This window comes from Pseudoalteromonas denitrificans DSM 6059, from assembly GCF_900112265.1.
GTDB lineage: Bacteria > Pseudomonadota > Gammaproteobacteria > Enterobacterales > Alteromonadaceae > Pseudoalteromonas > Pseudoalteromonas denitrificans.
The window spans coordinates 18,595-44,180 of sequence record NZ_FOLO01000039.1 but is presented as its reverse complement, the minus strand read 5'-3'; the positions used below and the strand labels follow the sequence as shown (position 1 = coordinate 44,180).

At 35.1% G+C, this 25,586-nt stretch carries 21 protein-coding genes; 12 read left to right on the top strand and 9 right to left on the bottom strand.

Annotation, left to right across the window (positions count from 1 at the left end):
- The first annotated feature begins 65 nt into the window (after positions 1–65).
- Positions 66–479, top strand: coding sequence for an alternative ribosome rescue aminoacyl-tRNA hydrolase ArfB (gene arfB / locus BM088_RS18880; protein ID WP_091988312.1), 414 nt, complete (start codon positions 66–68; stop codon positions 477–479).
- Here arfB and BM088_RS18875 read toward each other — a convergent pair.
- Complete coding sequence (locus tag BM088_RS18875; RefSeq protein WP_091988285.1) at positions 476–1,687, bottom strand: EAL domain-containing response regulator; 1,212 nt, start codon at positions 1,685–1,687, stop codon at positions 476–478. The genes arfB and BM088_RS18875 overlap by 4 nt on opposite strands.
- Before the next feature lie 226 nt (positions 1,688–1,913).
- Between BM088_RS18875 and zwf the strand changes: the two genes are divergently transcribed.
- A complete protein-coding gene (gene zwf, locus BM088_RS18870) occupies positions 1,914–3,377 on the top strand; it encodes a glucose-6-phosphate dehydrogenase (RefSeq protein ID WP_091988282.1) in 1,464 nt (487 codons plus the stop codon).
- Positions 3,378–3,463: 86 nt separating this feature from the next.
- Here zwf and deoD read toward each other — a convergent pair whose 3' ends face one another.
- The 3 genes from deoD to BM088_RS18855 form a co-directional block, all read right to left on the bottom strand.
- Positions 3,464–4,165 carry a purine-nucleoside phosphorylase gene (deoD, locus tag BM088_RS18865; protein WP_091988279.1) on the bottom strand — a complete coding sequence of 234 codons (702 nt, stop codon included), beginning with the start codon at positions 4,163–4,165 and terminating at the stop codon, positions 3,464–3,466.
- A 30-nt stretch (positions 4,166–4,195) separates the two neighbouring features.
- The gene (locus BM088_RS18860) at positions 4,196–5,410 is read right to left on the bottom strand and encodes a phosphopentomutase (protein ID WP_091988277.1); all 1,215 of its coding nucleotides are present in this window, start codon (positions 5,408–5,410) and stop codon (positions 4,196–4,198) included.
- A 363-nt stretch (positions 5,411–5,773) separates the two neighbouring features.
- Positions 5,774–7,900, bottom strand: coding sequence for a TonB-dependent receptor (locus BM088_RS18855; protein ID WP_091988274.1), 2,127 nt, complete (start codon positions 7,898–7,900; stop codon positions 5,774–5,776).
- Between the two features lie 330 nt (positions 7,901–8,230).
- On the opposite strand from BM088_RS18855, the gene udk reads away from it, so the two are divergent.
- Genes udk through BM088_RS18840 form a run of 3 tightly spaced genes read left to right on the top strand, consistent with a single transcriptional unit; the run spans position 8,231 to position 10,994 of the window.
- Positions 8,231–8,860 (top strand): uridine kinase, encoded by a 630-nt coding sequence (gene udk / locus BM088_RS18850; RefSeq protein ID WP_091988271.1) that lies wholly within the window; start codon positions 8,231–8,233, stop codon positions 8,858–8,860.
- A gap of 40 nt (positions 8,861–8,900) precedes the next feature.
- Positions 8,901–10,124: a NupC/NupG family nucleoside CNT transporter gene (locus tag BM088_RS18845; RefSeq protein ID WP_091988268.1), complete on the top strand. Its 1,224-nt coding sequence runs from the start codon at positions 8,901–8,903 to the stop codon at positions 10,122–10,124.
- Positions 10,125–10,154: 30 nt separating this feature from the next.
- A complete protein-coding gene (locus BM088_RS18840; protein WP_091988265.1) occupies positions 10,155–10,994 on the top strand; it encodes an isopenicillin N synthase family dioxygenase in 840 nt (279 codons plus the stop codon).
- Between the two features lie 163 nt (positions 10,995–11,157).
- Here the strand turns inward: BM088_RS18840 and BM088_RS18835 are convergent, their stop codons facing one another.
- The 3 genes from BM088_RS18835 to BM088_RS18825 all read right to left on the bottom strand — a co-directional run bounded on the left by BM088_RS18835 (position 11,158) and on the right by BM088_RS18825 (position 14,101).
- Positions 11,158–11,880 (bottom strand): substrate-binding periplasmic protein, encoded by a 723-nt coding sequence (locus BM088_RS18835; RefSeq protein ID WP_177208106.1) that lies wholly within the window; start codon positions 11,878–11,880, stop codon positions 11,158–11,160.
- Positions 11,881–12,024: 144 nt separating this feature from the next.
- On the bottom strand, positions 12,025–13,056 hold the full coding sequence (locus BM088_RS18830; RefSeq protein WP_245763866.1) for an ATP-dependent 6-phosphofructokinase: 1,032 nt from the start codon (positions 13,054–13,056) through the stop codon (positions 12,025–12,027).
- Positions 13,057–13,087: 31 nt separating this feature from the next.
- On the bottom strand, positions 13,088–14,101 hold the full coding sequence (locus BM088_RS18825; RefSeq protein WP_091988260.1) for an AraC family transcriptional regulator: 1,014 nt from the start codon (positions 14,099–14,101) through the stop codon (positions 13,088–13,090).
- A gap of 200 nt (positions 14,102–14,301) precedes the next feature.
- Here BM088_RS18825 and BM088_RS18820 point away from each other — a divergent pair, with 200 nt between their 5' ends.
- The 5 genes from BM088_RS18820 (at position 14,302) to BM088_RS18800 (ending at position 19,827) form a co-directional block, all read left to right on the top strand.
- Entirely contained in the window at positions 14,302–16,083 is a 1,782-nt protein-coding gene (locus BM088_RS18820; protein WP_091988257.1) for an acyl-CoA dehydrogenase family protein, read from the top strand.
- A 26-nt stretch (positions 16,084–16,109) separates the two neighbouring features.
- A complete protein-coding gene (locus tag BM088_RS18815; RefSeq protein ID WP_091988255.1) occupies positions 16,110–16,859 on the top strand; it encodes an electron transfer flavoprotein subunit beta/FixA family protein in 750 nt (249 codons plus the stop codon).
- Positions 16,859–17,788: an electron transfer flavoprotein subunit alpha/FixB family protein gene (locus BM088_RS18810; RefSeq protein ID WP_091988252.1), complete on the top strand. Its 930-nt coding sequence runs from the start codon at positions 16,859–16,861 to the stop codon at positions 17,786–17,788. Before BM088_RS18815 ends, BM088_RS18810 begins: the two co-directional genes overlap by 1 nt.
- A gap of 13 nt (positions 17,789–17,801) precedes the next feature.
- Entirely contained in the window at positions 17,802–19,448 is a 1,647-nt protein-coding gene (locus tag BM088_RS18805) for an electron transfer flavoprotein-ubiquinone oxidoreductase (RefSeq protein ID WP_245763865.1), read from the top strand.
- Between the two features lie 130 nt (positions 19,449–19,578).
- Positions 19,579–19,827 carry a hypothetical protein gene (locus tag BM088_RS18800; protein ID WP_143085116.1) on the top strand — a complete coding sequence of 83 codons (249 nt, stop codon included), beginning with the start codon at positions 19,579–19,581 and terminating at the stop codon, positions 19,825–19,827.
- Between the two features lie 17 nt (positions 19,828–19,844).
- Here BM088_RS18800 and BM088_RS18795 read toward each other — a convergent pair whose 3' ends face one another.
- The gene (locus BM088_RS18795) at positions 19,845–20,987 is read right to left on the bottom strand and encodes a DUF3083 family protein (protein WP_091988246.1); all 1,143 of its coding nucleotides are present in this window, start codon (positions 20,985–20,987) and stop codon (positions 19,845–19,847) included.
- 315 nt (positions 20,988–21,302) lie between these two features.
- On the opposite strand from BM088_RS18795, the gene BM088_RS18790 reads away from it, so the two are divergent.
- Positions 21,303–22,970, top strand: a complete 1,668-nt coding sequence (locus BM088_RS18790; protein WP_091988244.1) for a trypsin-like serine protease — start codon at positions 21,303–21,305, stop codon at positions 22,968–22,970.
- A 153-nt stretch (positions 22,971–23,123) separates the two neighbouring features.
- On the top strand, positions 23,124–24,356 hold the full coding sequence (locus BM088_RS18785) for a hypothetical protein (protein WP_091988241.1): 1,233 nt from the start codon (positions 23,124–23,126) through the stop codon (positions 24,354–24,356).
- A 7-nt stretch (positions 24,357–24,363) separates the two neighbouring features.
- Here the strand turns inward: BM088_RS18785 and BM088_RS18780 are convergent, their stop codons facing one another.
- Positions 24,364–25,569 carry a glycerol-3-phosphate dehydrogenase/oxidase gene (locus tag BM088_RS18780; protein WP_091988239.1) on the bottom strand — a complete coding sequence of 402 codons (1,206 nt, stop codon included), beginning with the start codon at positions 25,567–25,569 and terminating at the stop codon, positions 24,364–24,366.
- Between the last annotated feature and the right edge of the window lie 17 nt (positions 25,570–25,586).

Genomic DNA, 25,586 nt, shown 5'->3' with positions numbered 1-25,586 from the left:
TCGAATCTAGCCTATTGATTAGGGTTAAGTTAAAATGCTGGTCTGATCATTTATTTTTGTTGTTTATGTTAGAAATTAGTAATACGGTCACTTTGGCTGAGTGGGAAATTGAACTGAGTGCTATTCGCTCTCAAGGGAATGGTGGTCAGCGAGTCAATAAAGTTGCGACTGCGATCCACTTAAGGTTTGATGTGAAGCATTCTAGTTTACCAGCAATTTATAAAGAAAGAATACTGGCGCTATCTGATGGGCGCATTAGTAAAGATGGGATTATTATAATTAAATCGCAATCTTTTCGTACGCAAGAAATGAATAAAGATGATGCCCTTAAACGTTTAAAAGATTTGATTTTATCGGCTATGATAGTTCAAAAAGCCAGACGAGCGACAAAGCCGAGTAGAAATTCTCAACGCAAACGAATGGATAGTAAAACGAAGAAAGGCACTACGAAGTCATTGCGTGGGAAGGTCGATTTTTAGTCTACTCTGTGTTTCCATTGATAACACCATTGGCTAATATCACACGCTTGAATAGGTTTGCTGATGTAATAACCTTGCACAATATCACACCCTGTTTGTTCGGCAACTTTCCAATGTTCTGCTGTTTCAATGCCTTCGGCAACCGTATGCATATCCAGAGCGCTGCTCATAGCCACACAGCTTTTAATTAAATCAAATTGAGCACGATTAGTTATTGAGTTTTGAAAAAATGATTTGTCTAGTTTTAGCTCATCAAATGGCAATCTGTGAAGACGCTCTATAGAAGCGGAGCCTGTACCAAAATCATCGAGCGATAACATAACACCTTTTATTGCTAAGCGACTTAATGTTTCTAATTCCACTTGATGATTTTCTTCAATAATGCTTTCGGTGACTTCTAAGCATATTTTTTCTATAGGGATATTGAGTACAGAAAGTTTTGTTAAAAATAAGTCTGTAAATTCAGTGAATTTCAGTACATATGGACTTATATTGATTGAAAGCGTCAATTTCATGCCTTGATTATGCCATAAAACCCAATCATTTAATGCTTTATCAATGACACAAAGTGTTAGATGAAAAATTAAATCAGTTTCTTCAGATTTATCTATGAATTGATCTGGGCTAATTAAACCTAACCTAGGATGATGCAGTCGACATAAAGCTTCAACACCTATGAACTTTCTATTTCTTAATTTTACTTGAGGTTGATAAAAAACTTCAATAGCGTCCTTTTCGAGCGCTCGAATAATTTCATAAATTTTTAATTGTTTCGTTTTATTATTGATACCTGAGGGAGTATTTTTTCCAACTTGGGTGAAAATATGGTCAAAATCTTTTAAATCTATTGGTTTATGAATACTGCCGATATAATTCAAATTATACTTATTTGCTAAATCTTCTACACCTTGAATGATTTTTGCTGACACACCGCTTACAATGACGATATATCCCTTAAATTTAAAATCAGCAATTTTTTTGAGTAACTGAACACCATCAGTACCTGGCATGTTTAAATCTAAAAAAATCATGTTGATATCTTTAAAGCTTTTAATTACTGCAAGTGCCTCTGGTGCTGAGTTTGTTGTATGCACATAATTGATACCATAGTTTTCAATTAATATACTTTTGCATAATTCACAGATTGCCTTGCTGTCGTCAACAATCAACGCTTTGAGCCAAGCATAAGTTAAGTGATTAGAGCTCATTGTTTTTCACCGGATTATATTTTTATTTACACCTAAAAGCTTAGGGTTAATTGTGTGATTGTCAAAAAACAAACGTATCGAGGTGATGTTTTTAGGCTTAAAATTATATAATGCATACTTGAAAAAAAATATATAAATCCCTTAGGATTGACACCGGTGTCAATTGTGTTTATTGTTACCCTAATTGCGCACTCATGCCCTTAGTGAATTTAATAAGAGAATAATCATGCTTAATCCATTTGATATTGTAATTTTTGGCGGTGGGGGCGACTTATCAATACGTAAGTTATTACCTGCTATGTATCGTGCATATCAAGAAGGCAATTTACCTGAAGGTTCTCGTATTGTACCTACAGTAAGAGAGTTGGCAAATAAAGAAGAGTTTATTGAGAAAGTTAATCAAGGTTTACAAGAACATTTAGGACAGGGTGAATACAATCAGCAAGATTGGAAAACCTTTAGTCAATTTATTGAACCTTTAGCAATTAATGTGACTCAAGTAGATGATGGTTGGAAAGCTTTAAAAGCATTATTAGAAAGTGATGCACCAGATAAGTCTCGCGTTTTTTATTTATCTTTGCCGCCTGCTGTTTATGGAAGTTGTTCTGAAGTTTTAGCACAAATGAATTTGATAACACCAACATCTCGTGTTGTTGTTGAAAAACCCATAGGCTATTGTGGTGAGTCGGCCGAAGTTATTAATGCTAAAGTTGCTGAGTATTTTGATGAGCAACAAATCTTTCGTATTGACCATTATTTAGGTAAAGAAACCGTTCAAAATTTAATGGCTCTGCGTTTCTCAAATGTTATTTTTGAAAATTTATGGGATGCAAAAACCATAGATAATATTCAGATCAGTATTTCAGAAACTGTAGGTCTTGAAACGCGCGCTGGTTTTTATGATAAAGCGGGTGCACTTCGTGATATGGTTCAAAACCATTTATTGCAGCTTTTATGTTTGGTTGCAATGGAATCACCTAACAAGTTATCAGCAAATAGCATTCGAACAGAAAAACTAAAAGTACTGGAATCATTACGACCACTTGTTAATGAAGATGTAGATGAAAATGTTATCAGGGGCCAATATGTGCCTGGTGAATTGGATGGCACAGTAGTACCAGGTTATTTAGAAGAGTTAGGGAGTGCTTCACATACTGAAACTTTTGTTGCGATTAGAGCTAATATAGATAATTGGCGTTGGTCTGGTGTGCCATTTTACCTACGTACAGGTAAGCGCATGAAAAAACGCTGTGCTGAAATCATCGTTGAATACAAACCTGTATCACATAATGTTTATCAGAAAAATGTAGGTAATATTGAACCAAATCGCTTAATCATTCGTTTACAACCTGAAGAAAGTATTCAATTAACTTTGATGTCAAAACGTTTAGACAGTCTTGATATGCAGCTAGAACCTGTGACTTTAAACTTAGATTTATCAAAAGATTCTGCTAATACTTTTCATTCAGATGCTTATAAACGGTTAATGCTCGATGCAGCTGCAAATAACCCTGCATTGTTCATTCATAGAAATGAAGTAAAACAAGCTTGGGCTTGGATAGATCCTATTATAGAAAAGTGGGAAAAAGAAGGTACACCCTCTTTATATCGCGCTGGTACTTGGGGACCTGAGAGTGCGGATGAATTGTTAGCTCAAAAAGGTCATAAGTGGTTTAATGTAGGCGAATAAACTTGTTTCATAAAACAAAATTCGAGATATTAAAAGGGCTATCATAACAATGTATGATAGCCCTTTTAATTTGAATAATAAAAAGTTTAGATAGATTCTAAAGCTATCTTAACCATTTCATTGAAGGTATTTTGGCGGTCTTCGGCAGGTAATGCTTCACCTGTGATCACATGATCACTTACAGTAAATAATGCCATTGCTTTTGCACCATATTCTGCAGCTACACCATATAATCCAGCAGTTTCCATATCGACAGCCATAATGCCTAATTTATCTAAGTCTTGATAAAAACTGGCATCGGCTTGATAGAAAGTATCAGTAGTGAATACATTACCAATTTTTGCATCTATGCCTAAATCTCTGGCTGCCTTAACACCATTTTCCAATAACCCATAATCTGCAATGGCAGCAAAATCATAACCACGTACACGTGATCGGTTAACATTTGAGTCTGTGCTGGCACCTTGGGCAAATATTACATCACGAATTTTGATATCTGTACTGATCCCACCACACGTACCAATTCGTATCAGGTTTTTAACATCGTAGCTCATAATAAGTTCACGAGCATAAATTGACATTGAAGGAATTCCCATGCCTGATGCCATAATGCTGACAGGCTTTCCTTTATAAGTACCTGTAAAACCAAACATATTACGTACACCGGTAACTTGTCGCGCATCGTCTAAAAAATTTTCAGCGATATACTGAGCGCGCAAAGGATCGCCAGGCATTAATACTGTTGGTGCAAAATCATTTTCATTGGCACCGATATGTGGAGTGCTCATAGTTTTATCCTTTATTTTTTATATTGATGTTTATTTTGCTTTTATTTGCTCAGCAAAACCTTCACCATAATTTAGTTTTGATATATCAAACCATTGCGCTAGGGTTTGACCCATATCGGCAAATGTTTCTCTTTGACCTAAAGCAATCGGTTGCATGTCTTTGGTATAGGCAAGACACGGAACATATTCACGGGTATGCTCCGTGCCTGGCCAAGTTGGATCACAACCATGATCGGCTGTAATTATCAGTAAATCACCTTCATTTAATTCGTCTAAAATTTCAGGTAAATAGTCATCAAACTGTGCTAAAGCTTTTGCGTAGCCAACGGCATCGCGTCGATGTCCAAATTTCTCATCAAAATCGACTAAGTTTGTAAATATAAGGCTATTGTCTTTTGCCTCTTTAAATACTTGTTTTGTTTTGGCTAATAAGTTCATTAAACCTGGTGCTTTATGCTTTTCATTGATCCCCTGATGGGCATAAATGTCTGCAATTTTACCTATGCTGATCACATGTGTGCCTGCATCAGATAACTTATCTAACACTGTTGGGCTTGGCGGTAAAACAGAATAATCTCGGCGATTACCTGTACGTGCAAAGTCATCTTTACTTTCACCTAAAAAAGGGCGAGCAATGACTCTGCCAATATTATATTCGTCAACTAATTCACGTGTTATTTCACATAACTTTAGTAATTTATCCAAACCAAAGTGTTCTTCGTGTGCAGCAATTTGAAATATGCTATCTGCAGAGGTATAACAAATCGGTTTGCCTGTTATAATATGTTCTTCACCAAGCTGTTCAAGTATCGTAGTGCCTGATGCATGGCAATTGCCTAAAATACCTGGTAGGTCAGCACGTTTTATTAATTCATCAATGAGTTCTTGTGGAAAAGTAGGGACGGTTTTAGGGAAATATCCCCAATCAAATAATACAGGAACCCCTGCCATTTCCCAATGACCCGAAGGTGTATCTTTACCTGTTGATATTTCTTTAGCATAGCCCCAAGCTGAAATTGGGGTTTGTCTGTTGGCAATAATACAAGGCTCTTTTCCTGCTGCTTCACACGCATCAATTAAACCCATGCGAGATAAATTAGGCAAAGATAATTTATCTCCTGTTTTCTCGTGATATTCTGCTAAAAGATGGGCAAGGGTATTTGCACCGACATCGCCAAAATCGTTTGCATCAGGTGCAGCGCCTATACCGACACTATCAGCCATTAAAATCAATGCTTTTGCCATAACTTGCCTCAAATATATTCACTTTATAGTATGAATATTTATAAATTTAATATTGTATATTTAAGTGTATATTCAATTTATAACAAAGGACAATTGTCCGTAACATATTTGCATTATTTGAAGTTTAATCGTTTAAATTTGTTTTTATTTCTTTGAAACCAAAAATCACAATCTGAAATAATAAAAATCATGCATATAATGAACTAAGGGTGAATATATGTGCATATCTCAGTTTATAGAGGGCTTTAAAGCTTAAGCACCTTAAATAAAAAATTTCTTTAGGGTGCTTATGGGTTATATGGGGGCGTTTAAGTCTACATTTTATTAAAATAGCAGCCTAAATGGACTGCTTTTTTAAAGTATCTAAAAGTGATATTTGATACCTGCTGTGATAGTAGTCCCTAAACTTTTAGTATTATAGCCATTATATGTATACCCTTGAGAGCGAGCAGAGTAATAATCTTGATTAAATAAGTTTTCAATACCTGAAAATACAGACCATTGGTTAATATTATAATTAGCACTTACATTGAATATACTGTAATTGTTAATGGGTCCTTTGTCGCCGGCATAATTGCCATTTTCATCTGCATCAAAACGCTTACGGTTTCCTACATACAAGTAAGTTAATGATAGGTTAATATTATCAGATGCTTGCCATTGTAAGTTCATCGTCCCTTTAGGTGCACTGATTTGTTTTGCTCCTAAATATACATCAGCTTCAGTATTTTTACCTTCGACTAATGAATATGTCGCATTCAAATTTAAATCTGAATTAATACGATAACTTAATAAACCTTCATAACCCCATATTTTTTGTGGTGCTCGTACTGGTAAATAAATGCCCGTTTGGGGATCAAGCTTATTGGTTGTTCCAAGTTCTGAAGTACTGCGGTAAATTGAAAATTCAATTCTAAGGTTATCAAACTCTGAATCAAAACCTAACTCGTAGTTATTGATAATGGAGGCTTGTGTTTGGACATCAGCGATATCTGTGACAGTTGCTGTACGTAATAATCGACCAATATCAGAAATATCAGCACCTTGAGAATAACTCATGAAAGGGCTAAACGCATCAAAGAAGTTATATTTTATTGCAAAATTATAAGTTGTAGCGTCATATTTTAAAGTATCTCCTTTAACACTAAATGGGACTGAACATGTATCAGAGTCGGTACATAACTTTAAGGTATTAAAGTCATCCACTGATAAATCAATATTTTCCTTTCTTAGACCTGCTTTAATGACAAACTCATCGTTTAAAACCCATTTAGTTTGTACAAATCCTGCTAGGTTTTTCATATCCATTTCAGGAACCCAAATACGACCATCAACCATAGGCTGTGAGCTCACATCATTTAACGCATCGATACCGTAAATAAAAGTACCCTCAACTTTATGCCAATCAAGTTGGCTATTAAATGTAAGACGTAGCCCTTTCTTTTTTGATTTGATCAATGATTGACCGCCATCGAATCCTTCACTTGGGTTTGACAAAACAGGTGAATAAAAGAAGACATTCTCTATTTTCTGTGAATATGCGTCTAAGGTCAGTTGTGTATTATAAAAAATTTCTGCATCTGTATACTTTAGCATGACATTATGGTTCCCACGAGGCCCTTGGGGTACACCTGGCATTACTGTACCTAGTGGTGCTTTAATTGCGTGAGTTTTAATACCTGTATTGATATTACCCACTACATCAATTAAATCAGACTCTTGTTGAGATTTATAATAATTGTATGCGAACTGAATTGTCTTATCTTGGCTGAATTCATAACCCAATTTAGTAAAATAGTTTTCAGTATTGCTATCTGATAAACCATATTTTAAACCTATGATGTCACCTTCTGCGTCTCTTTGTACGCCGTTTTCTTCATAACTTGCGCTAACAACATAGTTAAAATTATTTATTTGGCCATTAATTGCTGAATTAAATCGACTCCCGGCACTGTCTTTTAATTTTACAGCACTAAAGCGGGTTGAAAAACCCGCTTCGCCAGTGAGAGCCTGAGTTGACGTTGCTTTTTTTGTAATGTAATTAATAATACCGCCAGCTGCTCCATTACCATACACTGAAGTTGCGCCTTTAATCACTTCTATACGCTCAATGGCACTTGCATCTAGGGTTCTGATCCCAAGTGAACCATTTCTCAAAGGAGTAGATTGAGGAACGCCATCTATCATCACTAAAGGCGCACGCCCACGTAAAGTTTGTGTAGAATTACTAGATGTTCCTGTGCTTGGTGCCATACCTGGCACTAAAGTTGAGAGTAAATTTTGTAATTCAGTAGAGACTTTAAGTTGCTCTTCAATTTGTTGACGGGTGATCACAGTAATGCTTGCAGGTACTTCATCAATGTTTTCTACAATACGGCTACCAGTGACGATAATACGCTCTAAATCCTCTTCAGTAGAGGAGATTTGTGTATTGGCTGATAAGTTAGTCGCAACAAGAATGGCTAATAAACTAAATGAAGTTTTGAACATGTTAAAAGATCCCTAAATTGATGAATTTAAATTCGACGCAGATCTTAATGATAATGGTTTTTGTTTACAAGTTGTGATTTAAAATAAACGACTTTATTTAACATAGATCAAAACATCGAAAATTCGCGCTATGTTTATTTGAGTTTAGCAACGCAATAACTGATTGTTTTTAAATTCATAGCGAATGAAATCACGCAAGAGGACATATGTCCTGTTTTAGAGGGGGGGGAAACAAGTAAATTACCGTTTTTCTATCTAGCCACAGAGATATTTTTTTTCATTTTTGTTATCGTAGGCTACTTTTTGTTAATTGATTGGATGTGAATTTTTGTGACTCGAACCATCATTGCTATTGCTGGTGCCTCTGCATCAGGTAAATCACTATTTAGCCAAACCATTTATAATGAACTTGTTAATGAATTAGAACCTGGTGCAATTGCTATTTTAGAAGAAGATGCTTATTACAGAGATCAATCTCATTTGCCTTTTGATCATCGTACTCAGACTAATTATGATCACCCTGACGCATTCGAACATGAGTTAATGTGTGAACACTTAATGCAATTAAGGGCTGGTAATTCGGTTGATGTGCCAATTTATGACTATGCGCAACATACCAGAAGTGATCAAACAAGACGTATAAACCCGGCTAAGGTAATCATCGTTGAAGGTATATTACTGTTATCAGATGATAAATTACGAGAAGAATTTAATATTAAGGTTTTTATTGATACGCCATTAGATATTTGTTTAATGCGCAGAATGCAAAGAGATATTGAAGAGCGTGGCCGTAGTTTACAATCGGTTATCGAACAATATCAGGCAACAGTAAGGCCTATGTTTTATCAATTTATTGAGCCTTCAAAACAAAATTCTGACTTAGTGGTAACTCGCGGTGGGAAAAACCGTGTCGCAATTGATTTAATAAAAAGTAAAATTACACAAATTTTACAACAATAATAACTAGTCAATAAGCTAGATAGAATAACAGGAATTTTTAATGACAACATTTATGACATTAGTGGGTATGGCAACCTTACTATTGGTTGCTTTTTTAGTATCGACCAATAGAAAATCTATTAGCTTACGTACCGTAGGTTGTGCATTTGGTTTACAAGTTATTATCGGTGGTTTTGTTTTATATTTTCCTTTGGGAAAGGATATTTTACTGGCGGTTTCAACTAAAGTTTCAAGTGTAATTGAGTATGCAAATGATGGTATCAAGTTTTTATTTGGAGGTCTAATTTCAGATAATATCGGTTTTGTATTTGCCTTTAACGTATTACCTATTATTGTATTTTTCTCTGCATTAGTGGCTGTTTTATATTATTTAGGCATTATGAACTTGATCATTAAAGTATTAGGTGGTGGGCTTCAAAAATTATTAGGTACTTCTAAAACAGAATCTTTATCTGCCACTGCTAATATTTTTGTGGGCCAAACGGAAGCACCTTTAGTCGTTAAACCTTTTATACCCACTATGACGCAATCTGAATTATTTGCAGTTATGGTAGGGGGCTTGGCTACCGTCGCAGGTTCAATACTTGCAGGTTATGTAACGATTGGTATTGATCTAAAATATTTAATCGCCGCAAGTTTTATGGCTGCACCAGGTGGCTTTTTAATGGCAAAGATGATGGTGCCAGAAACTGAAACGCCAATGGAAAATTTAGATCAAATTAAAGTTGATGAAGATGACAAGCCTGTCAATGTCATTGATGCAGCTGCCGGTGGTGCTTCAAGCGGCATGCAGTTAGCATTAAATGTAGGTGCGATGTTATTGGCTTTTGTTGCCTTAATTGCCATGTTAAACGGTATGTTAGGTGGTGTTGGTGAATGGTTTGGTAAGCCTGATCTAACAATTCAACAAATTTTAGGTTATATATTTGCACCCGTGGCCTGGATATTAGGTGTGCCATGGAGTGAAGCCGTTACTGCCGGAAGTTTTATTGGGCAAAAGCTGGTTGTAAATGAGTTTGTAGCCTATCTTGATTTTATTAATTATCGCGATCAATTAAGTGCGCATACGCAAGTTGTTATCACATTTGCTTTATGTGGATTTGCTAATTTATCTTCGATAGCTATTTTACTAGGTGGATTAGGTGGTATGGCACCTAGTCGTCGCAAGGATATCGCCCGCCTAGGTCTCAGAGCAGTTATGGCAGGGTCCATGGCTAATCTGATGAGTGCTGCCATAGCTGGCTTTTTCTTATCAATTAGTTAATTGATATTTTAAATTTAAAGGGCGACCTAGATGGAATTACAAACAGTAGACTATAACGCAGATAATGCTGCTGAATTATTTGTTGAATCATTACGAAATACAGGATTTGGTGTTTTAAAAAACCATCCAATTCCTAAAGAGTTGGTTGAGTCAATTTATGAAAATTGGCAAGTATTTTTTAATTCTGAAGAAAAAAGAGAGTTTCCTTTTAGTAAGGAGAATCAAGATGGTTACTTTGGTCCTGAAACGTCAGAGATAGCTAAAGGTCATAAAGTTAAAGATATTAAAGAATATTATCACGTATACCCTAAAGGCCGTGTTCCTGCTCAACTTGAAGCACAAATACGTGAGTATTATCGTTTAGCAAATGAGCTTGCATCTGAATTATTAACTTGGGTTCAGGAATATGCACCAAAAAATATTAGTGATAAATTTTCAATTGATCTTAAAGATATGATTGCAAAGTCAGAGCAAACTTTACTTCGCATTTTACATTACCCTCCAATGACGGGTGATGAAGAGCCTGGCGCTATACGTGCAGCAGCTCATGGTGATATTAATTTATTAACTATTTTACCAGCTGCGAATGAACCTGGTTTACAAGTATTAAATAAAGATGATAGTTGGTTGGATGTACCCTGTGATTTTGGCAACTTAATTATAAATATTGGTGACATGCTACAAGAAGCATCAAGTGGATATTTTCCATCAACGATCCATCGTGTAATAAATCCAACAGGAAAAGCGTCTAGTAAATCTAGAATTTCATTACCGTTGTTTTTACACCCGCATCCAGATGTTATTTTATCAGAACGTTATACAGCTGATAGTTATTTAAATGAACGTTTGAAAGAATTAGGTGTTAAGTAAAAAATTAATTTAGTTAGGTATGTATTAACCGATAGCTAACTAATTTAGAAAAAATCAATTTAAAGGACTGTTTATTATCTTAAGGGGTTAAGAGAGTAAACATATATTGAACGAAGAGCAAAGGGCCGAAAGGCCCTTTTTTCGTATCTAATATAAACAGTTTTTATTTTCGCCAACTAGACAATTTGTAATTGCCCATTATCTTTTTTATCTTTCCTTTTTTATGTAATTCAGCCATTTTTTTGTCAAATAGTGTAATTGCTTTATTTATAGTCTTATTATCATTTTTAGCTGTGAATGCCATATATATGTTTGTCGTATTAACACAGCCGGCATTTCGGTATTTATCTACAACCCCCATTCTTGTTAGTTCGTACATTGTTGTATTGTATGTAAAAATAAAAGTATCGATGCGCTTATTATCTAACTTTCGAATACTTTGTTTTAAATATCTTCCTAAATATGGTTGAAATTGAAATTGTTCAGGATTCTCCTTAACGTAATCATTGAGTTCTTCAATTGAAGTATCGTTGCCTATGCCTATTTGCATCTTGTTTAGGGAGTGCGCGTCTATGTAGTTCCAGCTTGACTTTTTTGATGTGAAAAAACACATACGTTGTATGCCAATTTCTTCTTTAGGATAACGTAAACTTGGCGCTTCAGCTTTTGCGGGAGAAAGTAAGACATCAATCTTACCCTCTTTAACTAATTTAATGGCACGTGACCAAGGGTAATATTCAATTTCAAGTTCAAATGGTGAGTTTTTAAATACAGCTTTAACAATATCAATGATAAAACCGGGTTTTTTATCGCTATTATTGATATATATGGTTTTATTTTTTTTAGGGCATAGTTGGGGACACCAATCTATTGCCGCTATAGTCAAAGGCACAGCGGATATAATAACAGGAAAAAATAATAATATTAGACAGAGACAGTTTTTATAGAGCAATCGTTTTCTCTTTATCACCGCTTTCATTATTATATTTTAGTATAAACCCAATTTATGACTTGAAATAATAATTATAATTTAAATGGTGAGGTTAAAACTAAACTGTTCAAGTCGTTTAATTAAATCTTTATTAGTTTTATTTTTGAGCCCTGTTTGCGATAGAGGAAAAGTAATAATTTCACCTTTACTCATGCCTATCATGAGGTTTCTTTTTTGTTTATTTATAGCTTCTACAGCTTTTATGCCCAATTGTGTTGCCAAAACACGGTCCATAGCAACAGGGGCTCCACCTCTTTGAACATAGCCTAAAATAGCGCTTCTGGTATCTACTTGAGTATATTCTGAAATCTTTTTTGCTAATTCAGCGGTTGAAAAAGATAAAGCATTTTCAGCAACAACAATAACATAGCTTTGGGGATAGCTTTGCTTAGAAGCTTTTTTTATAGAAATCAGTAACTGTTGAATAAAGTCGGCTTCGTCACTTATTAGCTCATGACAAATGATTTGTTGTGCACCTGATGCGATACCTGATTCCATCGCAATAAAACCACAGTCCCTGCCCATAACTTCAATGACAAAAATACGGTCAAATGCATCGGCTGTATCTCTTATTTTATCGATACAATCAAGTGCCGTATCGATGGCAGTCCAAAAGCCTATGGTTTGATCTGTGCCATTGATATCATTATCTATGGTGCCTGGAATGCCAATAATTTGACCATGCCAGTATTCACTTAAAGCTTGTGCGCCTTTAAAACTGCCATCACCTCCTATAACTATGAGTGATTCAATATCTAAATTATTAAGTGTGCAACTCGCTTTCTTGACACCTTGCTCATTAAACATGTCTTTACAGCGTGCAGTTTTTAAGATGGTGCCGCCTTTGTGTATAATATTGTCGACAGATTTTAAATCCAATTGAATAAATTCAGCATTGATCAAACCATGAAACCCTGCAATAAAACCGATTACATCATAGCCATTTTGTAGTGCTTTTAGCGTGATAGCTCTAATTGAAGCATTCATTCCAGGGGCATCACCACCTGAGGTGATAATGGCAAGTCGTTGTTTAACTGGTTTTTTGTTTTGGGGCATTATTGAGCTATCCATTTTTGAAATACCTTAATTAGATTAACGCATGTTATCTTTTGGGGCTAGCTCTATAAATCTTTGGTGAGACACCTGTCCATAATTTAAAAGCACGAGTAAAAGCAGCGGGTTCTGAAAAACCTAACTCCCTGGCTATCTGTGCTATTGGCACGTTAGGTTGGCTTAAATAATGAATTGCTGTGTCGCGTCGCACATTATCTTTTAAAGTTTGAAACCGAGTACCTTCATCGTTTAATTTTCGTCTTAAAGTGCGAGTAGTTACATGGAATTGTTTAGCAATATCATCCATGCTGGTCAGTGCTAACTGTTCGCTATTTTCAAGATAACTTACAACACGTTGAGTGAAAACCTGATAATATGCTTGTCGAGTAAACCAATCTATTGGTGATCTGCGTAAATATGATCTTAAAGCATTTGAAGTTTGCACTACAGGCATTTTCAAATGCCGAGCTTCAAAAATAAGGGTATTTGAGTCTTGTGCAAAAGAAGCTGGGCAAGGGTACATTAAACGATATTCGCCAACATGCTTTGGTTGTTCATAGGTTAGTAATATTGCTTTTAGAGGAAGATGTTGTCCTATTAACCAACTGGGAAAGCGATGCCACACTAACATTAAAAATTCATGCAATGAAAAATCGGGGTCTAAACCGGGATCTATTACTTTCATAGACAGATATGCCAAATCACCTTCAAGTTTAAAATCTAATCGAATGCTGTCAGTGATTAAATTATAAAAATGACACATATGGCGAAAAATACTTTCTAAGTTAGGGCAGTTTGCTGCTTGTTTTGCCATCAATGTAAATACACCATGGCGACACTTTTGTTTTGCTAAACCTAAAAAATCATCGTCACCCATGATCCATAGCTCTCTCATAAGTTTACTAAATTGATTTGGTGTGATCCTCAGTTGTGAGTTTGTCAGCATATGTGGATTGAGGTTTGCTTTTTGTAATAACAGTTCGTAATCCAGACCTTTGCGTTTAGCAGCTTTGATTAAAGTAATAACAAAATGTATGGATATGGAATGATGAACTAAACTCATGAAATGTCCAATATAAGTCAAATATGTCCGTGAATAACATCTTTAAATCATTATTCACATTATTTAGTATCAAATTTTAAATGCAATGTCCGAAAATATCAATTATTGGACTTATTTTGTTATTGTCAGTTAGATGATTGCAGGTTTAAATAACTTTATTAAAGCAACGTGCGTTAAAAAAGAATAAAAAAGGAAACTTCATGAGTGAGTACAACCATCCATATAAAGATGTTGATTTTGTTATAAAAGAAATTGTTGAATTTGATAGCTTTTGTCAAAACGCAGGTTTAGCAGATATTAATAGTGAATTTGCATCGGTTATTTTAACAGAAGCTGCAAAGTTAGGCTCAGATGTGATTGCACCTTTAAACACTTCTGGTGATAACCAAGGAGCGAGTTTAAAAGATAACAAAGTGCAACAAGCGGATGGTTTCAAAGAAGCTTATCAACAATATATGGAAAATGGTTGGTCTTCACTTACTGCTGAAGAAGAATATGGCGGGCAAAATTTACCTAATTTGTTTGGCACAGCAATTAATGAGATTTGGCAAAGTTCAAATTTAGCATTTTCGTTATGTCCTATGCTAACGCAAGGTGCGATATCTGCCATTAAGCACCATGGAAGTGAAGAGTTAAAAAATACTTGGTTGCCTAATATGATCAGTGGCTTATGGACTGGCACCATGAATTTAACAGAACCCGATGCTGGTACTGATTTAGCTGCGATTAAAACAAAAGCAATTCCAAATGCGGATCATTATTTAATTTCAGGGCAAAAGATTTTTATTACCTGGGGTGACCATCAAATGACAGAAAATATGGTTCATTTGGTACTTGCACGTTTACCTGATGCGCCTTCTGGCGTAAAAGGGATTTCATTATTTGTCGTGCCTAAGTTTTTGTTAGATAAAGAAGGCAATACGACTAGTCAGCTTAATGATGCGCATTGTACAGCACTTGAGCATAAGCTTGGTATTCATGCTAGCCCGACTTGTTCGATGAGCTTTGGTGATAACCAAGGTGCTGTTGGTTATATCGTAGGTGAACCACATAAAGGTTTATCTTATATGTTTACTATGATGAATCATGCTCGTCAAGATGTTGGACTACAAGGCTTAGGGGTCTCAGAACGCTCTTATCAACAAGCACTTGAATTTGCAAAAGAACGGATACAAGGCACACATAAAGATGGTAGTCGTTTTTCTATTATTAAGTTTCCAGATGTGCGCCGTATGTTAATGCAAATGAAATCAAGCATTGAAGCGATGCGTGCATTGGCTTATGTTGCAAGTAATGAAACCGACAAAAGCAGATATGCTAAAAATGCCCAAGATAAAACAAAGCACTTCTCACGAGTAGAGTTATATACACCTATTGTTAAAGGTTGGTTAACTGAGCTGGCACAAGAAATAACTTATTTAGGCACGCAAATTCACGGTGGCATGGGCTTTATTGAAGAGACAGGTTCTGCGCAACATTATCGTGATGCAAGAATCTTAACAATATATGAAGGCACAACGGGTATTCAGGCACTTGATTTAGTTGGCCGTAAGACCTTATTTGATAAAGGTGAACAATTGGCTGAACTGTTAAATGATATTGAAATGACAGCTAAAGAATTACAGCAAAAACCGCAATTTAATAATTTGGCTGTGTCTCTTGAAAATGCCATTACAACTGGTCGTGAAGCACGTCAATGGTTATTAGATAATGCGCAAACAGATAAGTCTGCTGCAGGCTCTGTTAGTGTGAACTTTATGATGATGTTTGGTTATATTTGTGGTGCCTGGCTGATGGCAAAAGCAGCATTAAAAGCACAAGCTTTGTTAGATTCAGGTGAAGGTGAACGAGCATTTTTACAAAGTAAGCTCGTTACGACTCAGTTTTATTTTGATCATTTATTACCAAGGATCAAAACAAATATCGCAATAATTCAATCTGGTAGCGATAGCATTATGTCGTTAGCGGAAGATCAATTTTAAGAATTAGTATTAAGAAGAGATTAACAATGAAAATATTAGTCACAGTAAAGCGCGTTATTGATTATAACGTAAAAGCACGTGTAAACGCCGATAATACAGACGTGGATTTAGCAAACACTAAAATGGCACTTAACCCCTTTTGTGAAATTGCAGTAGAGGAAGCAATACGATTAAAAGAGTCCGGTACTGCAACTGAAGTGGTCGTTGTGTCTATTGGTCCTAAAGCATGTCAGGAACAAATTCGCACTTCTTTAGCTTTAGGTGCTGACCGCGGTATTCATATTGAAACTGATTCAATGCCAGAGTCTTTAAATGTTGCAAAATTATTAGCCAAAGTGGTCAATGCTGAGCAACCTGGTTTGATCATCATGGGTAAACAAGCAATTGATAGTGATAATAACCAAACAGGGCAAATGCTAGCTGCTTTATTAGATATACCTCAAGGTACTTTTGCTTCTAAGGTTGAATTAATTGGCGATAAAGTTCATGTCACCCGTGAAGTTGATGGAGGGCTACAAACCGTAGCATTGAATATTCCGGCTATAGTAACAACTGACTTACGATTAAATGAACCGCGTTATGCATCTTTACCTAATATTATGAAAGCTAAACGTAAACCATTAGTCGTACAGACTCCTGCTGATTTAGGCATTGAACTTAAAACACATTCTAAATTATTGAAAGTTGAAGCGCCAGCTGAACGCCAAGCGGGTATAAAAGTAAATAGTATTGAAGAATTAATTGAAAAACTTAAAAATGAAGCGAAGGTGATCTAATGGCTATTTTAATTATTGCTGAACATGATAATAATATCTTAAAAGCGGCGACTTTAAATGCTATCACAGCAGCTTCGCAAATGGGTGATGAGTTACACCTTTTAGTGGCTGGACTTGATTGTAATTTAGTTGCTCAGCAAGCTTCGAAAATTGCAGGCATTAAAAAAGTGCTGATTGCAGATAGTGAAGCATATCAATATCAATTAGCTGAAAATATGTCTAAGTTAGTGACTGATTTAGCCTCAAATTATTGTCATATAGTATCTCCAGCGACAACAACGGGTAAAAACTTTATGCCTCGCGTTGCTGCATTATTAGATGTCGCTCAAATTTCAGATATTGTGAAAGTGGTATCAGAAAATACTTTTAGTCGTCCAATCTATGCTGGAAATGCAATTGCGACAGTTGAATCATTAGATGCGATTAAAGTGATCACTGTACGTGGTACTGCTTTTGATGCGGCTAAACAAAGTGATTTAAGCGCACCAATAGAAATAATTACAGCAGTACATGATGCACAGATATCTGAATTTGTGAGTGAAGAAGTTGCAGTGTCAGAGCGTCCTGAATTAACAGCTGCAAAGGTGATAATTTCGGGTGGACGAGGAATGGGTAATGGTGAAAACTTTACATTACTTGAAAGTGTTGCAGATAAATTAGGCGCTGCTGTTGGAGCATCTCGCGCAGCAGTTGATGCTGGGTTTGTTCCTAATGATATGCAAGTAGGTCAAACGGGTAAAATTGTTGCACCAGATTTATATATTGCTGTAGGCATTTCAGGTGCAATACAACATTTAGCCGGCATGAAAGATTCTAAAATTATCGTTGCAATTAATAAAGATGAAGATGCACCTATATTTCAAGTTGCAGATTATGGCTTAGTTGCTGACTTGTTTGAAGTATTGCCACAATTGACTGATAAGCTGTAAGTGAGATTAGAATATGCGTGAATCAATGGAGTTTGATGTTGTCATTGTAGGAGCTGGGCCTTCAGGTTTAGCGGCTGCATGTCGTTTAATGCAACAAGCAAAAGAGGCTGAACGAGAATTAACTGTTTGTGTGGTTGAAAAAGGCTCAGAAGTTGGTGCGCATATTCTATCTGGTGCGATCATTGAACCCAGAGCGCTTGAAGAACTTTTTCCAGATTGGAAAAAAATGGGTGCGCCACTGAATACTCCAGTCACAGAAGACCAGTTATTTATGCTTCAAAGTGACAATAAGTCAATTAAATTTCCAAATTTAGTTGTACCAAAAACGATGCACAACCAAGGGAATTATATTGCCAGTTTAGGTAATCTATGTCGTTGGTTGGGTGAACAAGCCGAACAGCTTGGCGTTGAAATATTTCCAGGTTTTGCAGCATCTGAAATTTTATATCATGAAGATGGTTCAGTTAAAGGAATTGCAACTGGAGACATGGGCATAAGTGAGTCAGGAGTAGAAAAAGACAGTTATATGCAAGGCATGGAATTACATGCAAAATATACTTTGTTTGCTGAAGGATGTCGTGGTCATTTAGGAAAAGAGTTATATCAAAAATTTGATTTAGATAAAGACAATGACGCACAGCATTATGGCTTAGGATTAAAGGAATTATGGGATATAACCCCTGATAAACATCAGCCTGGTTTAGTCTTACATGGTTCTGGTTGGCCTTTGAGCAAAGGTACAGGTGGTGGTTTCTTTTTATACCATACAGAAAACTGCCAAGTTGTTGTTGGGCTTATAGTTGACTTAAGTTATGAGAACCCATACTTAAGCCCTTTTGATGAATTTCAACGGCTTAAACATCATCCTGTATTAAAACAATATTTAGAAGGCGCTAAGCGAGTTTCATATGGTGCACGAGCTATCACTAAAGGGGGATTTAATGCGTTACCTAAGATGACATTTTCGGGGGGGTTATTGATTGGTTGTAACTCAGGTACATTAAACTTTGCCAAAATTAAAGGCACACATACCGCGATGAAATCAGGTATGTTGGCTGCTGAGGAAGTTTTTTCTGCTCTAAATAATGGCTGTAATGGCGCAAAAGAGTTAACCGGATTTGAAACGCGATTTAAAGACTCATGGTTGTATGAAGAATTAAAACAAAGTCGTAATTTCGGCCCTGCAATGCATAAGTTTGGTGCTATTTTAGGCGGGACTTTTAATTTCATTGATCAAAATATTTGCAAGGGCAGACTTCCTTTTACTTTGCGCGATAATAAAGTTGATTACGCACAATTGAAGGTTATTTCAGATTATAGCCCAATTGATTATCCCAAACCTGACTCAAAATTAAGTTTTGATAAATTATCATCGGTATTTTTATCTAATACAAATCATGAAGAAGATCAGCCATGTCATTTAAAATTAAAAGATCAGGCTATTCCAATAACACAGAATTTACCTAAATATCTAGAACCAGCTCAGCGCTATTGCCCTGCTGGCGTATACGAAGTGATTGAAGATGAAAGTGGTGCACACTTTCAAATTAATGGTCAAAACTGCTTACATTGTAAAACGTGTGATATTAAAGATCCTGCACAAAATATTACCTGGGTGACGCCTGAAGGTGGTGGTGGTCCAAATTACCCCAATATGTAGTGTTTTTTTATTTCTTTTAAATACCCAAAAATATAAATTTATTTTTGGGTATTTTTTACTTATTACAGTTTTCGTTTTGGCATAGATTAATTTATCAGTCTATACTTTTATTATGTATATTTGAAATATATTGAAAATCAACACGATGAGTGAAGATAAACGCAAAAATATAGAACTTAAAATTCAAGAGTTACTAAATGAATTAACACTTGCTCAAAAACTTTCACTGAGTGATGTTGGCCAGTTTGGCTATCAATTGGCTTTCATTCGCCATATGCCTGAAGGGAACTTAGCTGTAGTGACCTTAGAAGAATCTATTATTTCAATTGATGAAGAAGGTGAAGTAGATCGAAAACCAAATATAAAGTTAAGAGATTAGCCAAACTTTATTATTCATTATCTCAAATTCATATTATCCCTATAAGATAAGTGCTGATAAAACCTTAAAATTAACGTATCACTTTTTGGTTCATATCCCAGAGTTGTTGCTATTTCTTTGGTCGCTAACATTAAGTTATTAACAAATTTCCCATAACTTCTTTTGTGTAAATCTGTATCAGTGGCAATAAATATAAGATTTATAGTGCCTACAAGTGAGGTACTATCCCATAAATTAATGCACGTATCATTTTCATTATGGGAACTTAATCCTAAATGTACTAGTTCAGTTTGAATAGAAGTAAAGTTATTTTCAGTTTGCCTTAAAACGGGAGTTTTTGCATTTGCAACCATGACTAATTGCTCCAATTGATAGCTTTTAGCGACTCTAATAAACAAATCTGAGATATGCTGATATAACATTTTATATGGCTCATCCGTTGTGATATCTATATCAAATTGTTGTAGTAACTTTGTATTTATTGGCAAGCTGGCAATTGAAAAAGTTTGATTTTTACTTTTTTGGGGTATAGGTAAAGCTTGCTGATAGTACCTATCAACAAGCTTCCTAAAGCCATGGGTTTTAGTCGCTTTATCATTTTTATCTGTTGAGAAAAGATCGAACGTAAGATGTTGATGATCTTTTATTTTTATTTTATTTAAAGGGACTGACATGACATCAGAAAGCTCGTGCATTAAATTTAATATTTTGATATGAAAGTGAGCGGCATTTTCTCTGATTTCACTTCCTGTTGCTAAAAATAAGAGTTGGATTTTTTTTGTGAGTTTATTTTTATCATAAAAAGTTCTAATTGCTGTATGGGATTGTGGATTATAGAAAAATATTACTTGTTGTTCTGTTTCAATAACTTGAGCTTCATCGGAAAATCTTACTTTTATTAATTTGTTTTTCGCAATGAAATGAGCATTTGTTAAATTATATTTATAACATAACTTAAAAAACTCATTGCTGATAAAACGATAAAAACTATCAAAGCCATGTGAAGGTAAAGCATGATCATATGCTTTCTCAATCAAAATGTCGTTAGGCGAAAATTCAAGTAATATATATTGGTTATCACGTGCATTTTTAGGGACGTAAACCTTATGTGCTGTATTTCTTTTTCGTATTTGAGATTGTCTCGACCTAAGTTGCAACATAACACCATTCCTTAAAACTTTGCACAAAAGTTAAAGTAGTTTGATGACAAATAAATTACATAAATATAGATAGTTAATGACAATATTTATTTTATAAATTGCACGAAGTTAAATTTAAGTTAATTTAACTCGCTGTTATTGTAAATAATTCTTTACTTTTAATCTGTTGTTATAAAAGAAATTATCTAAAAAAGGCACTTGATTCACAAAGATCCGACCAGTTTCCTATTTTAGGAAAATGTTGACCTTAAGATTGTCTCAGATTATATCTAAGATGCACCGGGTGGTGTGCAAATAAATAATAATGAGAAAATTATGATAAAAAAAATAAATAAAACAGGATTTGCAGAAAGTAAGTTATCAGTGGCATTGAAGTGCATTGCTGTTATGGGGACTTTGGGGTCATCTTTAGCATATAGTGCATCCGATAACGACGTGACTCCTCAAATTGTTGGCGGTGTTGAGTCTACGCCGTATTCAAGACCATATCAGGTTGCCTTATTAATGAATGGGCGACAAGGTTGTGGGGGGACTTTGATTAGCAGTGGTTGGGTTTTAACCGCAGCGCATTGTTTAGACAGTGCTTCTACAAATTCTTTAACTGTTAAAGTAGGAACGCATAGCCTTAGATCGGGTGATGGTGAAACATTGGCAGTGAGTCAAATAATTACGCATGAAAATTGGCGAGGTGCAAATGGGATCCGCTCAGGTTATGATATTGGATTATTAAAACTAGCATCATCTGCAAGCTCAAAATATAAACCTGCAAAATTACCAACAAAAGAGATTGAAGACCTATTTGCAGGTGTCGGAAGAGATGTAACTGTATCTGGTTGGGGTTTAACACGACATCAAGGTAGTTCAAGCGATACTTTAAGAGAAGTAAATTTACCTGTTATTTCAAATGCATCTTGTAGTAGTCAATTGCAATTTAATATTCCTGGTTCTGTTATTTGTGGTGGCGGTACAGGTGGTGTTTCAGCTTGTAATGGTGATAGTGGTGGTCCATACGCAATTTCTACAAATGGTGATTTTTATAGTATAGGTACTGTAAGTTGGGGTAATGCATGTCAAGGTGCGACAGCATTTACACGTACTACAAGTTATCTGGATTGGATCAAAACAAAAACGGGTATAGGCGGTGATGAAAATCCAATTGCACGTTTTACAAGTCAGATAAATGATCGTCAAGTAAGCTTCAACAATACCTCAACAGATGATATTGATATTGTTTCTCAACAATGGCGTTTTGGCGATAATGAAACTTCAACAGTGGAAAACCCCATTCATACTTATGCTAAAAATGGCAGTTATACAGTCACTTTGACTGTAACTGATACGATTGGACAAACAGGAACTACCTCTTCAATTGTTAAGATTGGTGGTGATGTTATAGGGTGTGATGGCATTGATGCATGGAATGTTGCTAAGAGTTATCAATTAAATGAAGTTGTAAGTTATCAAAACAAAAAATATCAAGCAACTTGGTGGTCTACAGGCGCACAACCAAATGTTTATAGTAATGTTTGGAATAATATTGGCGACTGTTCGACAAATACTGAAAATGAGGCTCCTGTTGCTAGTTTTAGTGTATCAACTGCAGCTTTAACTGCCAGTTTTTCTGATGCTTCAACAGATGACCATGGTATCGTTTCAAGGTTATGGGATTTTGATGATGGTACAAGTTCTGCGTCTATCAATCCAATACATACTTATACAAATAAAGGTACTTATCGTGTAAGCCTTACTGTAACGGATGAACAAGGTTTAACAAATGTATTTACACAAGATGTCACAGTAGATGAGTCTAATCAAAATGGTTGTCAGGGAATTGAAACTTGGAATGCAAGTGAAGTTTACCTTACAGGTGCTCAAGTTGCGCTAAATGGTGTGAAGTACACTGCGAACTGGTGGAACCAGGGTCGTAACCCTGAAGCTTCAGGCCCTTGGGGTGTTTGGACTGCATCAGGTTCTTGTAATTAAAGTAAATTTATAATTGTCTAACTAAGTGATACTGAATCTGAGTGTTTGAGTATCACTTATTCTATTTTTAATAACTCTATCTTGTTGTTTCCTTTAAATATGTATTTAAGATAGAATCTAAGATAGACCTTAGAATAATGATTATCATAAAATATGTCTCTTGAAAAAAAAACACTATCTAAAGATGACCTAATTTCACTTAATAGATTAGGTGAAAATTTAAAAAAAGTTATACATTCCCTTGTTTCTCAATTTCCACAATCAGCTCAATCAATTTCAGGCATGTCTCAATGGCTGGACTTTAATCGTTCTAATTGTCAAAGAATATTAAATGCGCTGCAAAAAAGCCGAAATGGTAAAGACGTATTGTGTTTATTACCAGGGATCTCAGGGTTAGATGAGTTTGTTATAAAGGTAAAAGAGACAGATATTTCGATTATTTTAATTGATGAAATGCAAAAAATAATACAAGTTTTTAATTTACAAATTAAACAATATGCTAAAAGCCATGCTCATTTAAAAAGGCTTTTACAAGATACAATAGAAAAGAAAGACTCTGCTGAAGCAATATTGACCGCAGAGGAAAAAAGAAAGCAACATTATTTATGTTCAAAACAATTATTAGCATCGTCAATAAATACTTTGTTTTCATGTTATGTTTTAACGGAAAGTGCTAATAATAAAGAGTATTTACAAGAAGTTGCGATGATCACAAAGTGTGGAATTTCAAGGAGTAAAGAGTCACCTCCTTTAGTTCAATTTTATACTCACCCACATCCAGAAGGTTTCATATCGCCTGAACATATTACCTCTGAGTCTAGAATTGAAACGAGTCAGTTTCATATTGGCATTGTTGATGAGTTTTCAGACTCTGAATTAGCAAAAGCTTATTCAAGTTATTCAGCAAGTAACTCAGGTATTGTTTTTAATGATTTACCTAACAATGAGCCGTTTGATGCAAGTTTTTTATTTAGTAATCCTGATGAGTTAGCAAACCCATTGGTGCATGAAAGTAAGTGTAGTTCAACGAGTATTAGCATTAAAACACCAACAGAAAAACTTGTAATGATGGTCTTTTTAGATAAAAAACTAGATATGCGAAGTACTGTTAATGTGGGGTGTTATGCCAATAATCAAAAAGTAGAAGAGGGGAAGCTCAAAGCTGCGGATATGTGGACAGAGCGTTTACCTGAATTCCCTGAACTAAATGTATTGCATGTTTCAAGTGAAAGAGCACGTAATATTGCAGCACTGAATGTGGGAGAGATGAGTGATTATTTATTTAACTTTGCAAATTTAAATAAAGATGACTTTGTATGCTACATGATGGAAATAAATTATCCTATCTGGTCTTCTACTTACAGAATTTATTTTGAACATTGTTAGTTTAAATTTAATCAGAAATAGACTTTTTATTATTTAACTCAATAAATTGTGTATCTGTATATAAAGGTAAATGATCAATATCAGCAATGTTTTCTTTAGGACCAAGCTGTTTTTTTATTAATTTAACAACTTTCTTGGCTGTAGTTCTGAAAGTTGTTAATTTACCTCCATATAAACTAATGATGCTTGGTATAGCGATATCTTGCCATATAATGCTTTCTCTGGGCCTAGAAAATGCAGCGTTTTTTAATTTAGGTAATACTCTTACACCAGCAAAGGAACGTATTATTTTGGGTAAATTTCCGGGATAATAATGTTGATAAATATCTAATAAGTAGTTGATTTCATTTTTTGTAGGTTTAATTTTTTTTGAAAGTTCTTTTAATAAAACTTCAGTTGTGCCTATTAAAGTTTTTCCATACCAAGGCATTACAAATATAACGCGCTTGTCAGTCTTTGATTCTAAATAAAATACTTTTTTAGGTGCTGTTTTATCTAAAATAATATGCGTACCTTGCACCCAGTCTATTTTACATTGATTTAGATCTGGGGATATATTGTTTAAAACTTGATTTACCCAAGGTCCTGCAGCATTTATTATCATTTTACTGTGCACTTGTGTTTTTTTGTTTTCAATTTCATAGCTGATTTGATGACCATTGGTTAACTTTTTGGCGTTAATGAAATTTGCAAATGAATATGCAGTGAGCCCTAACTCTTTAGCACTTTTTAACACACAATTTGCCAATAACTCATCATTTGTTTGTGCATCCCAATACTGAAATACAGCAACTAGATTTTGAGTATTTAAACCTTGGAGCACAGACCAATTATTTTTAGGTATCTCTTTATATCTACCTAGTTTATTAAAACCAGTAAGAATAGCATATAAGGTTAAACCGGCTCGCAAAGTCCAGGGGCCTCTGAAAGAGTTTTTATATACGGGAATATAAAATGGAATAGGCTTGACTAAGTCAGGCGCTAATCTCAATAAAGCTGCTCGCTCATGTAATGCATTATAAACTAAGTTAAATTGACCTGTTTCTAGGTAGCGTAAACCGCCATGGATTAACTTACTGGAACTACGAGATGTTTGGTGTGCAAACTCGCCTTTTTCTAATAATAAAACGCGATACCCTGCGGCAGATGCGCACTGCGCTACACCTATACCTGCAATGCCACCACCAATAATTGTTATGTCATAATTTACCATTGCTTATATGAGTACTT